This window comes from Streptomyces sp. NPDC088730 (assembly GCF_044751215.1).
In the GTDB taxonomy this organism is placed as follows: Bacteria; Actinomycetota; Actinomycetes; order Streptomycetales; family Streptomycetaceae; genus Streptomyces.
Genome location: NZ_JBIVLK010000005.1, coordinates 424,371 through 436,987 on the forward strand (window position 1 = coordinate 424,371; position 12,617 = coordinate 436,987).

Here is a 12,617-nt window from a genome sequence, read left to right on the forward strand (position 1 = left end):
GGCGTCCGGGTGCCCCGGTGCTCCTGGGCCCGGTGCTGTGGCCCTGCCCGGAGGCCGGGTCGGGGATGACCCGGTGCCTACCCTGACTTCGCGCTCCCGGCCTGTCACCGCCGCCGCGGGGGTGCCAGCCTCGGTGGACGGTCCAACGGTCGTCGAGCGCAGGTGAGGGATCCGGATGAGGGACATATCGCGTCGGTCGGTGCTGGCCGCGGCCGGGACGGCGGGGGTGGTGCTCGCCACCGCGGGGACGGCGCGGGCGGGCGGCCGCGCGCCCGGCCCCGCTCCGGCCGAGCGGCCCGGCAGCGGCCGGGTGCGGCTCACCCTGCCGGCGCCGACCGGCACGCGGCGGACCGGCACCACGTCGCTGCGTCTGGTGGACCGCTCGCGCCGGGACCCCGGGGCCCCACCCGCCCGGCCCCGCGAACTCATGGTCAGCCTGTGGTACCCGGCGTCGCACACCCACGGCCACCGCCGCGCCCCCTGGCTCCCGCCGGCCGCGGCGGCCCTGTACCGGCGGCAGGTCGCCCGGGACCTGCGCACACCGATGGACGACGTCGAATTCCCGGTGACACATGCCCGGCAGGACGCCCCCGTCGAGGTGCGGCGCCACGGCCATCCCGTGGTGCTCTTCTCCCCGGGCCTCCACACGATGCGCGCCATGGGCACCGCACTGGTCGAGGACCTCGCCTCCCACGGGTACCTGGTGGTGACCATCGACCACACCCATGAGGCCTCGATCGTGGAGTTCCCCGGCGGCCGGGTGGAGCTGGGCCGGGACCTGGACCCGGTGGAGGCGTTGCGGGTCCGCCAGGACGACACCCGGTTCGTCCTGGACGAACTGGAGCGGCTGGACTCCGGAAGGAACCCCGACGCCGACGGCCGACGGCTGCCCCGCCGCCTGCGCGGCTCCCTCGACCTGTCCAGGACCGGCATGTTCGGGCACTCGATCGGCGGCGACACGGCCGCCGGGACGATGGCGCGGGACCGCCGCCTCCTGGCCGGCGCCGATCTGGACGGCAGCGTCAACGGGACGGTCAAGTACACCGGCCTGGACCGTCCGTTCCTGCTGATGGGCAACGCCACCCACGGACGCCACAACGACCCGTCCTGGGAGGTGTTCTGGTCGCATCTGCGCGGCTGGCGGCTCGAACTGCGGCTGCGCGACTCGGCACACCACACCTATACGGACATGTCGCCGCTGGCACAGCAGCTGGAGAGGGCGCTCCCGCTTCCGCCGGAAGCGGTCGCGGCCCTCACCGGGGCTGTCGGAACGATCGACGCCGACCGGGCCGTCGCCGCCCAACGCGCCTGTCTGCGCGCCTTCTTCGACCTGCACCTGCTCGGCAGGGGCGGTGGCCTGCTGTCCGGGCCGTCCCCCCGCTTCCCCGAGATCGCGTTCATCCCCTGACGAGGTGGGCTCTCCGCGGGGCACGCGGTACGCCCCGCACACCGCGCCCGGTCCGCCGCGCGGCTGCCTACCGAACGTCCGCCGGCTCCCGGCGGCTGTCGGACCACGCCTCCCAGAGCGCCGCGTACCGGCCGCCCGCCGCGACGAGCTCGTCATGGCTGCCGGTCTCCACGATCCGGCCCTCGTCGAGGACGACGACGCGGTCGGCGGTCGCCGCCTGGGGGAGCCGGTGAGCGACCACCAGACCCGTACGCCCCTCCAGCGCCCGAGAAGCCGCCTCCTCCAGGACCCGCGCGCCCGCGCTGCCCGCGTCGGCGGTCGCCTCGTCGAGGATCGCGACCGGCGGGTCCGCCAGGACCAGCCGGGCCAGCGCGAGATGCTGCGCCTGGGTCACCGTCAGCCGGTGACCGCCCTCGCCCACGACCGTGTCCAGTCCGTCCGGCAGCGCCTGCGCCCACTCCAGGGCGCCGACCCGGTCCAGGGCCGCGCGCACCTCCTCGTCGGTGGCGTCCGGACGGGCGAGGCGCAGGTCCTCGTACAGCGGACCCGCGAACACGTGCACCTCCTGGCTGATCAGCGTCACCGCGCGGCGTACCCCGGCGGCGCCCAGCTCGGCCGCGTCGACCCCGCCCAGCGAGACGGTCCCGCCGTGCGGTTCGTGGACGCCCGCGATGACCTTGGCCAGCGTCGTCTTGCCGGCGCCGCTGGCGCCCACCAGCGCCACCCGCTCCCCGCTGCGCACCTCCAGATCGACCTTCCGCAGCACGGGCGCCCCGGTGCCGTAGGCGTAGCTGACCGCGCTCACCCCGACCGAACCGTCCGCCGGAGCACGTCCGCCCGGAGCGGTCTGCTCGGCCGGCAGCTTGGACAGCCCGACCAGCCGGGCGAAGCTGGCACCCGCGGACTGCGCGTCGTCGATGAGGAACAGCGTGGCGTTGACCGGGTTGAAGAGGCTGTGGAAGTAGAGCGCGGCGGCGGTGGCCGTACCGATGCTCACCGAACCGCTGTCCACCAGCACGAAGCCCGCGCCGAGCACGGCGGCCAGACCGATGTACTCGGCCAGGTTCAGCCGGGAGAAGAAGCCGGTGACGATGTGGATGCCGCCCAGCGCGAGGTCCCGCGCCGACGCGGACCGCTGCTCCAGCAGGTCCGTGTGCGCACGGTTCAGCCGGAAGGCCCGTACGGTGCGCACCCCGCCGACGCTGTCGAGCAGCTGGTGCTGGAGCGCACCGGTCGCGACGCGGTGCTCGGCGTACACCGGAGCCGCCCGGCGCAGGTACCAGCGCACCGACAGCACCTGTACCGGCATCGCCAGCAGCGCCGCCACCAGGAACCGCCAGTCCAGCACGGCGAGTCCGACGAAGGTCAGCACGATGGTCAGCGCGGAGCGGGTGAACTCGGGCAGCGCCTGGCGCACCGACTTCGCGATCATGGAGACATCGCTGGTGACCCGGGAGACCAGATCTCCCGAACCGGCCGCCTCGACGCGCTCCAGCGGCAGCCGCAGCGCCCGCTCGATGAACTGCTCGCGCACGGCGGCGAGTACGGTCTCGCCGAGCCGGGCGACCAGCGTGCTGCCGACCGCTGCCGCGGCACCGCGCACCAGGGCCACCACGATGAGCAGTACCAGCGGCACCGTCAGTGCCCGCGAACCCCGCCGCTCCACCACCAGGTCCACGATGTGGCCGAGCAGGGGAGCGGTCAGCAGTCCGATCGCGGTCCCGGCGACCAGCACCGTGACGGCGGCCGCGGTCAGCCGCCGGTGGCCGCGCAGCATGGTGCGCAGCGCCGCCAGGCTCTCCGCGCCGCTCGCGGTCGGCAGCAGCGCGCGGTCCGCGCCGGTTGTGCTCATGGCCGTTTCCCCTTTCCCCGTGCGGGCTTCTCCTGTGCGGGAGTTCTCGGTGCGGGCGTCCGTCTCCTCCGCGCTCTCCTCGTACGTGGACGTCACGCGAGCACCGCCGCCCGGTAGCGCTCGTCACCGGCGACGAGTTCGGTGTGGTGGCCCGTCGCGCCGACGGTGCCGTCGTCGAGGACGACGACCCGGTCGGTGACCGCGAGGAGGGCCGGGCTGGTCGTGATCAGTACGGTGGTGCGTCCGTCGCGGACCTCCCGCAGCCGGGCCGCGATCCGGGACTCGGTGACGGTGTCCACGGCGGTGGTCGGGTCGTGCAGCACCAGTACCGGGCTGTCGGCGGCCAGCGCCCTGGCGAGTGCGACGCGCTGCCGCTGGCCGCCGGAGAGGGAGCGGCCGCGTTCGGCGAGCACGGTGTCGCCGCCGTCCGGCAGCAGCCGGGCGACCTCGTCCGCCGCCGAGGCGGCGAGCGCCTCGTCGACCGGGGCCGCGTCGTCGCGGGCTCCCGCCCGTACGTTGTCCAGCAGGCTGGTCTCGAACAGGTCGGCGTCGTGGTGGGCGACCAGGACGGCGCGGCGCAGGGCGTCCGGGGCGAGTTCGGTCAGCGGCACGCCGTCGAGCTCGACCAGCCCGTCGGCCGGGTCCCGCTCCCTGGCCAGGCAGAGCAGCAGGTCGGCCGCGGCGGCCGGATCGCCGGTGACCACTCCGATCAGCTCGCCGGGCCGGATGTCCAGATCGACCCCGCGCAGCGAGCCGAGCCGGACCCCGCTCAGACGCAGCCGTCCCGCCGCACCGTCGGACACCGGGGACTCGCCGCCCTCGACGGCCGCAGGCGAGTCCAGCACCTCGGCGATCCGGCGGGCGGAGGCGCGGCCCTGGGCGAACTCGGCGTTGACGTAGGTGAGCAGCTGGAACGGGCCGAGGAGGAACTGCGCCAGGCCCACCGCCGCCACCAGGTCACCGATGCTGATGCTGCCGCGCATGGCGAGGTAGGCGCCCACGATGCCGATGACCGCGATGAAGACGCCGGTGAGGGAGAGCACGGCGCCCTCGTGACCGGCCCGGCTGCGGGCCGCCCGCAGCGCAGCGGCGAGCGAGTCCTGACTGGTGGTGCGGTAGCGGGCGACGGCCGCCGACTCGGCGCCCATGCCCTTGAGGACCCGGAGACCGGCGACCAGGTCGGCGGCGACGCCGGAGGCGTGCGCGGCCCGTTCCTGTTCGGTCTCGCTGCGGCGTTCGAGCGGCCGGCTGATGCGGTGTCCCAGCCACAGCAGCGGAGGAATGCCCAGCAGGACGAGGAGTCCGAGCGGGACGGAGATCCTGAGCAGGGCCACCGCGCTGATCACCAGCGCGGAGGTCGCCGCGACCCCGTACGCCAGGACCGTCGCCACCGAACCCACCCGGCGGGCGTCGTTGGTGGCGATGCTGGTGAGCGCACCGGGCAGCCGGTTGGTGTCGGCGCCGCCGCGCGGGTCGAGCACCCGGGCGCCGAGCTCCATCCGGAGCCGGTGCGCGGCGCGCTCCCCGGCCCCTTCGGCGAGCCGGGCGCTGGTCCGGTAGCAGTTCGACAGCACCAGGAACAGCCCCGCGAGCACCAGGAGCCAGCGCAGCAGCGACGAGGAGGAGCCGGTGGCCACCGCCGTGTCGATGGCCGCGCCGATGACGACGGGCACCAGGGCCTCACACCCCTGGTGCACCGTGCCGAGCAGCGAGGCGGTGACGACGCGCCGCCGCTGCCCCCTGATCGCCCTGCGGAGGACGTGCCCCCCGGTCGGTCCTCCAGCTGGCATGCGGGCCTCCGCGAAGAGTCTGGGAAGGTGAGTAAGGCTAAAAGTTAGGTAAGGCTACTCTAAATGGGTGGCCGGGGTGGTACGCCGTCCGCAATGTCCCCGGTCACGGCGGTGGACGTCATTTCGCCTGCGGGGGGCGCGCGTTGACCATCCGAAGCTGTTCGGTTAGCCTCACCTAAGTTCTATCCGGGTCCTGCGTCACGTTCCGGCGCCCTATCGCTCGCGGTGCACCCGAACCGCCGTCAGGGGGAGTTGTCGTTGTCGGTCGAAACCCGGACGGCTCCCGAGGACCGGGCCGTCGCACCCGAAGCCGCGCCGCCCGCCCGGACCGCGAACACCCTGCGGGCCCTGGGCCTGATCGCGGCGCTGGCCGCCCTCGTCCTGGTCGGACTGCTCAGCGTGTGGGTGGGCACCCGAGGCATCCCGTTCACCGCCACCTGGAGCGCGCTCTGGCACCCGGACGGCTCCGAGACCTCGATCATCATCCATGACTACCGCATCCCCAGGACGCTCCTCGGGCTGCTCGTGGGCATGGCGCTCGGCCTGTCCGGCGCGCTGATGCAGGCCCTCACCCGCAACCCGCTCGCCGACCCGGGGATCCTCGGCATCAGCCTGGGCGCCTCCGCGGGGGTCGTCGTGGCCATCGCCTTCCTCGGGGTGGGCTCGGTCCTCGGCTATGTGTGGTTCGCCTTCATCGGCGCGGCCGTCGCCTCCGTCGCCGTGTACCTCCTGGGCTCATCGGGCCGCACCCTGGCCACACCCGACCGGCTCGTCGTGGCCGGGGCGGCGATGACCGCGGTGCTGTACGCCTTCAACTCGGCGGTGCTGCTGCTCAATCCGCGCGCCTTCGACCAGTACCGCTTCTGGACGGTGGGATCGCTGTCCGGCCGGTACTACGACGTCATCTACGTCATCCTGCCGTTCATCGCGGTGGGCCTCCTGATCGCCCTCGGCCTCGCACCCTCGCTCAACGCCCTCGCGATGGGCGACCAGCTCGGCCGCGCCCTCGGCCTGAACGTCGGCCGCACCCGGGTGCTGGGCGCCGTCGCCGTCATGCTGCTGTGCGGCGCCGCCACCGCCGCCGCCGGACCGATCGGCTTCGTCGGCCTCGCGGTGCCGCACGTCGCCAGGTTCGTCGTCGGCCCCGACCAGCGCTGGGTGCTGACGTACTCGATGCTGCTCGCCCCGGTCCTGCTGATCGGCGCGGACGTCCTCGGGCGGGTGCTCGGGTCGCCGGGCGAGGTCCAGGTGGGGATCATCACCGCGTTCCTCGGAGCGCCGCTGTTCATCGCCCTGTGCCGCCGTCGAAAGCTGGTCATGCTGTGAGCGCCGTATGGGAGAAGGGCCCCGCCGGGGCCGGTACGGAGACCGGGCGGCCGCGGGTCGTCAGCGGGCTGGTCCTGCGCACCCGGCCCGGCGGGCTGTCCGTACGGGTCCAGGGGCGCGTCCTGGCGGTCACGGCCGTGATGCTCGTCGCGCTCGTCGCGGTCGCGCTCGTCACCCTCACCACCGGCGACTTCGAACTCTCCGTCGGCGAGGTCCTGCGGGCCGTAGTGGGCCACGGCTCGGGCGGCGCCGACTTCATCGTCAACACCCTGCGCTTGCCGCGCCTGCTGACCGCGATGTGCGTGGGAGCGGCCCTCGCGGTCAGCGGGGCCATCCTGCAGAGCCTGACCGGCAACTCCCTCGGCAGTCCGGACATCATCGGCTTCACCAACGGCTCGGCCGTCGGGGCGCTCCTCGTCATCATCGTGCTGCACGGCAGCATGACCCAGATCGCGGTGGGCGCGCTGATCGGCGGCCTCGCCACCGCCGCCGCGATGTACCTCCTCATGCTGGGCAGGGGACTTCAGGGCTTCCGGCTGGTCGTCGTCGGCATCGGGGTCGCCGCGCTGCTGCTCGCCGTCAACTCCTACCTGATCACCAGGGCGACCTGGCAGGAGGCGCTGGAGGCGCAGGCCTGGCTGATCGGCAGCCTGACCAACCGGGGCTGGCAGCAGGCCAACACCATCGGCATCGCCGTCCTCGTCCTGCTGCCGCCCGCGTTCTTCCTCGCCCGCCGGCTCTCCATGGTGGAGATGGGCGACGTCACCGCCATGGCGCTCGGCGTCGACGTGGCCCGTACCCGGGCGCTGCTGCTCGTCATCAGCGTCGCCCTTGCGGCCTTCGCCACGGCGGTCACCGGCCCCATCTGGTTCATCGCGCTGGCGGCGCCCCAGCTCGCCCGGCGGCTGACCCGGGCCCCGGGCCCCGCACTGGTACCCGCCGCGCTCATGGGCGCCCTGCTGCTCGCCGCCAGCGACCTGCTGGCACAACGCCTGTTCGCCCCCTCGCTGCTCCCGGTGGGCACGGCGACGGGGACCATCGGCGGGCTGTACCTCATCTGGCTGCTGATCACCGAGTCGCGAAAGAGCCGCGCATGACCCGAAAGACGACACGCACGACGGGCACGTCACGCACGACGGACCCGGCCCGTACGTCCGATTCGACCGGCCCGGACGCGGACTCCGCGACGGCGGAGGGGACTCACATGAACGGGACGCACCCGGCGCCCGCCGCGCGACTGCGGGCCGCGGACCTGACGCTCTCCTACGAGCAGCGCACCGTGGTCAGTTCGCTCGGCGTCGAGATTCCCGACCGCTCCTTCACCGTGATCATCGGGCCGAACGCCTGCGGGAAGTCCACCCTCCTGAAGGCGCTCGCCCGGATGCTCAAACCCCGTTCGGGACAGGTGTATCTGGACGGCGCGGGCATCGCCACGTACCGCTCGCGCGAGGTCGCCCGGCGGCTGGGCCTGCTCCCGCAGTCCTCGACCGCGCCCGGCGGCATCACCGTGGGGGACCTGGTGGCGCGGGGCCGCTATCCGCACCAGGGAATGCTGAAGCAGTGGTCCGCCGACGACGAGACGGCCGTGCTGGACGCCATGCGGCAGACCGGGGTGCTGGATCTCGCCGACCGCCCGGTTGACGACCTCTCCGGCGGCCAGCGCCAGCGGGTCTGGCTCTCCATGGTGCTGGCTCAGCAGACCTCGATCCTGCTCCTGGACGAGCCCACCACCTTCCTCGACATCGCCCATCAGGTCGAAGTGCTCGACCTCTGCGCCGGCCTGCACGCCCGCAAGGGGCACACCGTCGTGGCGGTGCTGCACGACCTCAACCAGGCGTGCCGTTACGCCACCCACCTCATCGTCATGCGACCCGGCGGCACGATCGCGGCCGAGGGCGATCCGGCCACCGTGATGACCGCCGAACTGGTCGAGGACGTGTTCGGACTGCCCTGCCGGATCATCTCCGACCCGGAGACCGGCACGCCCCTGATGGTGCCGGCCGCGCCCCGGCGTCACGTGCCGGAGGACGCCCCGGCCGGTGCGGAGTCCGGCGGCCCCGTGATGGCCGAGACCGGCGGGCGTCTGCGCTGAGTCCCGGGCCGGAGCAACACCGCCCTCGGGGTGCCGACTTGGCCATTGATGTTAGGTAAGGCTAACCTAACTCACGATGGTTCACCGAGGCACGCGGCGATCCGGCCGCTCCTCGCGCACGGTGCAACCCGAGGGAAGGAACGCCTTGATCACGGCCACACCGCGCCCCCCAGCCGCGTCGACGTACACCCAGGACACCGCCCTCCCCGACGCGCTCCGGGTACGCCGGGCGCACTCCAGGGACGCCGCCGCCCTCGTCGCACTCTCCGAGCCGTTCGTCCGCTCGGGAGCGCTGCGCCGCCGGCCCTTCGACGTCTACGCCGCCCGAGCGGACGACTTCCTGGTGGCCGAGGAGCCCGGCGGAGCCCTGCACGGCTGCCTCGCGCTGCGGGTCCATCCCGACGCGGAACCCGGCACGACGGCCGAGGGCGCGGGCGTCCTCTACAACTTCTGCGTCGCCCGCCAGCGGCAGGGCGGCGGCCTGGGCGCACGGCTGCTGGGCGCGGCACTCGCCGGGGCGCGGGCCCAGCGGCTGGCGGCCCTGTTCACGGCGACGACCGGCAGCGGGCGGCTCTTCCTCCGGCACGGATTCGCGCCGGTCCCGCCGGGGCTCGCGCCGCGCGCCTGGGCGCGCACGCTGGATCCCCACAGGGGTGCGCGCGTTCTGGCCCGCGCGCTCTGACGGCGGTGGCGTGTCCCGGACGCCGGGCGCGCCACCGCTCATGCCGCATGCCAGATGCCTCGCTCATGGTCCGCGCGTCGTGCCTGACGCGTCGCGCCCCATGCGTCATGGCTCAGGTCTCATGCGTCCGGGAGCACCGTGGTCCCCGGGCTCCGCTCGTCGAGTACGCCGCGCAGCACGGCGTGCGGAACCCGGCCGTCCAGCACCTGCGCCCGCCCCACCCCGTCCCGGACCGCCCGCAGACAGCCCTCCATCTTCGGCAGCATCCCGCTCGCCAGCCCCGGAAGGAGGCCGGCCAGTTCGGCGGCCGTCAGGCGCTCGATGACCTCCGTGCTGCGCGGCCAGTCCCCGTACAGCCCCTCGACATCGGTCAGCACCACCAGCCGCTCCGCGCCGAGGGCGACCGCCAGGGCCGAGGCCGCGAGATCGGCGTTGACGTTGTAGACCTCCCCCTCCGTGCCGCGCGCCAGGGGCGACACCACCGGGATGCGGCCCAGCTCCAGCAGTGAACGGACGGTGTCCGGGGCGACGTTCACGATGTCGCCGACCAGGCCGATGTCCACCGGCATCCCGTTCACCCGGCCGGACCGGCGCACGGCCGTCATGGTGTGGGCGTCCTCGCCCGACAGGCCCACGGCGAACGGACCGTGTGCGTTGATCGCGCCGACCAGTTCCCGCTGGACCCGCCCGGTCAGGACCATCCGCACCACGTCGAGGGTCTCCTCCGTGGTCACCCGCAGACCCGCCTCGAAGCGCACCTCCAGGCCGAGTCGGTCGAGCATCGCGCTGATCTGCGGACCCCCGCCGTGGACCACCACCGGGTGGAAGCCGGAGTGCCACAGCTCCACCACATCGCGTGCGAACATCTCCTGGAGGGATGCGTCCACCATGGCGTTGCCGCCGAACTTGACCACCACCACCCGGCCCCGGCTCTCCGTGGGCAGGGCCGGACCGGATCGGGACTCCGGCCGTATCCGTCTCCGGTGCTGCGGTGACTGCTCATGGACGCCGGCTCCGGCCGGTGCGACCCGTACGGTCATCTTCTTCCGTCTCTCCTGAGGTGGGGTGCCGTCACACGCCGTGGCGGACCCGGCCGAGCAGCAGATCGCGCAGCAGTCCGTCCGTCGTACGGACCACCGCGCTGCGCGCCGCCCAGCGCAGCGCCATCGCGTGCTCCTCGGCGGTGAAGTCGGCCACGGCGTCGGCGACGACAAAGGGCTGAATATCGTTCATGAAGGCGTCGGCGGCGGTCAGCAGCACGCCCAGGTGGGCGTGCACACCGCACACGATCAGCTGGTCGCGCCCCGTCGAGCGCAGCAGCCGGCCGAGGTGGCTGTGCAGAAAGGCGTTGGGGCGCACATTGGGCAGTACGTGCTCACCCGGCCGGGGCGCCAGGGTCTCGATGATCGAGGAGTCGCCGGGCCCGTCACCGACGCCCGGACCCCAGACGTCCGCGACGAGCCCCCGCCTGCCCGGTGACTGCGCGGCCGGTTCGGCGCTGAAGACGACCGGGATGCCGAGCGTTCCGGCGAGTTCCCGCAACGCGGCGATGTTCTCGACCAGTTGGACGACCGGGGAGCACCCCGGCGGGAAGGCCCGGACGAAGTGGTTCTGCATGTCGTGGACGAGGAGTGCGGCCCGGCCGGGGTCGATGGTCCAGGAGGGCCAGGAGCGGGGGAGGGCCGTGCCGTCGGGCATGTCGTAGGACTCGATGATTGGCAGGCTCATGACCGGCCCCTCCCCTGATGATCCGGCGATCCGGCCGTGACGTGAGGATGCACTGTGACTTAGTGAAGCCTAACCTAAGTTCCTTGCAGTGGAGGGTGTCAGGGGTGCGAGTGGTGCTGGTGCGCGCAGCTCCGGGGGGCGGTGAGGAGCCGCCGGATCTGCTCCCCGGCGTCAGTGGCGTCGCGGGCGAGTGCCGGGAAGAGCAACTGGAGGTCGCAGTGGCCGGATTCGTACTCGCAGCGCAGCGTGATGCCGTGCCGGTCCAGGGCGAGGGGGAGTGATCGGACCATGCCGTGCGGCAGCCGGGAGCCCGCGAGCCCGAGCAGATCGGCCATCAACTCCTCGTGGGAGTCGGCCAGGTGGGTCAGCATGTCGGCCTCCTCCGCGGCCAGCGGGTCGGGCTCGGCGAGCGCGATCTCGTCCAGCCCGACGTCCGTCGCCCCCGCCGGGGTCCACAGCGAGACCCGCGCCGAATCCAGCCGGAGCGCCCCACCGGTCTCCGGTGCCAGCCAGCCGGACACCGTCACCCTCGCGCGGACCCGGTCGCGCAGCGGGGCGGGGGCGATGTCGGTGAACTGCAGCAGGGCGGCGAGGCTGCCCATGGGGGCGTCCGCGGCCTCCCGCGCCAAGGGGCTGCCGGGGCCGGGGTGGAGGGTGACCTGCCCGGCGGTGCTGACCGAGTGGAGCCCGATCAGGTCGTAGGCCTGTCCAGTCGTGGTGAGGGAGAGCGAGGCCGCGCGGGACAGCACGGTGCGGACCCGCTCCGCGTCGGTCGGCCCGGCCGGGACGGTGTCTGTGTCGGCGTCGGTGTTCAAGGGGACTCCCGGTGAAACGGATTCAAGTTAGGTAAGCCTAACCTAATCTTGCGAAGGTGGGGGTGGTTCGGATCGTGCGGGCGGGCCCGGTGTTCTGCCGGGCCGGCCGCGGCCGGCCCTCGCGACCGAGTGGTCCTCCGCACTACCGTTCGCCGGATGAGGGACGATCGGGTGAACGGTCCGGGGAGGGCTCCGATGAACATCACCTTGCGGGTGGACGCGACGCCGTCCGCCCCCGCGCTCCTGCTGCGCCCCTGGGGCGAGGCGGACATCGGGCCGCTGGTCGAGGCGTTCCGGGACCCCGCGCTGCGCCGCGGGGCGAGCGGTTCCATGGAGAGCGCCGAGGACGTACGGGCGTGGCTGGAGTTCCAGGGGCGCGGCTGGATCACCGGGGAGCGGCTCGCCTTCGCCGTGGTCGAGGACTGTCCGGGCCCCGGGGAGGGGCGGTTGGCGGGCAGCGTGGTCATCAGGAGAGGCGCTTTCGGCCAGGAGCCCGCGGAGGCCGGTTACTGGACGGCGGCGCACGCCCGGGGCCGCGGAGTGGCCCCGGGCGCTCTGGAGGCCGTCACCCGCTGGGCCTTCGAGACCTTCGCGGCCGAGGGCCTGGAGAGCGTCAACCTGCTGCACCAGGTGGACAATCCGGCCTCGTGCCGGGTCGCGGAGAAGGCGCGTTACGGGTTCCGCCGGATGCTCCCGGCCCAGCCGCCCTTCTTCCCCGGGCCCGGCCATCTGCATGTCAGGCAGGCCCGCGGTCCGGCCTGATCCCGGGCGCCGGGTGTGACGGGCCGTGACGGTTCCGGCGTCATGAGGCCGACGCTCGCGGCCCCGGACCGGGCCTGCCGCCTTTGACTCTTGTTCGCGCGGCACCCTTCGGCGCATCGCCGTGCGTGACGGCAAGGACACCTGCGTCATGTCCGCCCAAGC

11 protein-coding genes are annotated in these 12,617 nt (G+C 73.5%); 6 read left to right on the forward strand and 5 right to left on the reverse strand.

The window, feature by feature from the left end:
- The first annotated feature begins 175 nt into the window (after positions 1-175).
- Positions 176-1,408 (forward strand): alpha/beta hydrolase family protein, encoded by a 1,233-nt coding sequence (locus tag ACIP89_RS19290; protein WP_402115836.1) that lies wholly within the window; start codon positions 176-178, stop codon positions 1,406-1,408.
- 67 nt (positions 1,409-1,475) lie between these two features.
- Here the strand turns inward: ACIP89_RS19290 and ACIP89_RS19295 are convergent, their stop codons facing one another.
- Positions 1,476-3,260, reverse strand: a complete 1,785-nt coding sequence (locus tag ACIP89_RS19295; protein ID WP_401929891.1) for an ABC transporter ATP-binding protein — start codon at positions 3,258-3,260, stop codon at positions 1,476-1,478.
- A gap of 92 nt (positions 3,261-3,352) precedes the next feature.
- Entirely contained in the window at positions 3,353-5,050 is a 1,698-nt protein-coding gene (locus ACIP89_RS19300; RefSeq protein WP_402115837.1) for an ABC transporter ATP-binding protein, read from the reverse strand.
- Positions 5,051-5,308: 258 nt separating this feature from the next.
- Here ACIP89_RS19300 and ACIP89_RS19305 point away from each other — a divergent pair, with 258 nt between their 5' ends.
- The 4 genes from ACIP89_RS19305 to ACIP89_RS19320 all read left to right on the forward strand — a co-directional run bounded on the left by ACIP89_RS19305 (position 5,309) and on the right by ACIP89_RS19320 (position 9,150).
- Positions 5,309-6,376 carry a FecCD family ABC transporter permease gene (locus ACIP89_RS19305; protein ID WP_401929887.1) on the forward strand — a complete coding sequence of 356 codons (1,068 nt, stop codon included), beginning with the start codon at positions 5,309-5,311 and terminating at the stop codon, positions 6,374-6,376.
- Entirely contained in the window at positions 6,373-7,473 is a 1,101-nt protein-coding gene (locus ACIP89_RS19310; RefSeq protein ID WP_402115839.1) for a FecCD family ABC transporter permease, read from the forward strand. Before ACIP89_RS19305 ends, ACIP89_RS19310 begins: the two co-directional genes overlap by 4 nt.
- 107 nt (positions 7,474-7,580) lie before the next feature.
- Positions 7,581-8,468: an ABC transporter ATP-binding protein gene (locus ACIP89_RS19315; RefSeq protein ID WP_402115875.1), complete on the forward strand. Its 888-nt coding sequence runs from the start codon at positions 7,581-7,583 to the stop codon at positions 8,466-8,468.
- A 145-nt stretch (positions 8,469-8,613) separates the two neighbouring features.
- Complete coding sequence (locus ACIP89_RS19320; protein ID WP_401934059.1) at positions 8,614-9,150, forward strand: GNAT family N-acetyltransferase; 537 nt, start codon at positions 8,614-8,616, stop codon at positions 9,148-9,150.
- A gap of 119 nt (positions 9,151-9,269) precedes the next feature.
- Here the strand turns inward: ACIP89_RS19320 and argB are convergent, their stop codons facing one another.
- From argB to ACIP89_RS19335, 3 genes are all read right to left on the reverse strand, one after another.
- The gene (argB, locus tag ACIP89_RS19325; protein WP_402115876.1) at positions 9,270-10,040 is read right to left on the reverse strand and encodes an acetylglutamate kinase; all 771 of its coding nucleotides are present in this window, start codon (positions 10,038-10,040) and stop codon (positions 9,270-9,272) included.
- A 181-nt stretch (positions 10,041-10,221) separates the two neighbouring features.
- Positions 10,222-10,878: an isochorismatase family protein gene (locus ACIP89_RS19330; protein WP_402115840.1), complete on the reverse strand. Its 657-nt coding sequence runs from the start codon at positions 10,876-10,878 to the stop codon at positions 10,222-10,224.
- A 98-nt stretch (positions 10,879-10,976) separates the two neighbouring features.
- On the reverse strand, positions 10,977-11,693 hold the full coding sequence (locus tag ACIP89_RS19335) for a DUF2470 domain-containing protein (protein WP_401934062.1): 717 nt from the start codon (positions 11,691-11,693) through the stop codon (positions 10,977-10,979).
- 195 nt (positions 11,694-11,888) lie between these two features.
- Between ACIP89_RS19335 and ACIP89_RS19340 the strand changes: the two genes are divergently transcribed.
- Entirely contained in the window at positions 11,889-12,455 is a 567-nt protein-coding gene (locus ACIP89_RS19340; protein ID WP_402115842.1) for a GNAT family N-acetyltransferase, read from the forward strand.
- Positions 12,456-12,617: the final 162 nt, after the last annotated feature.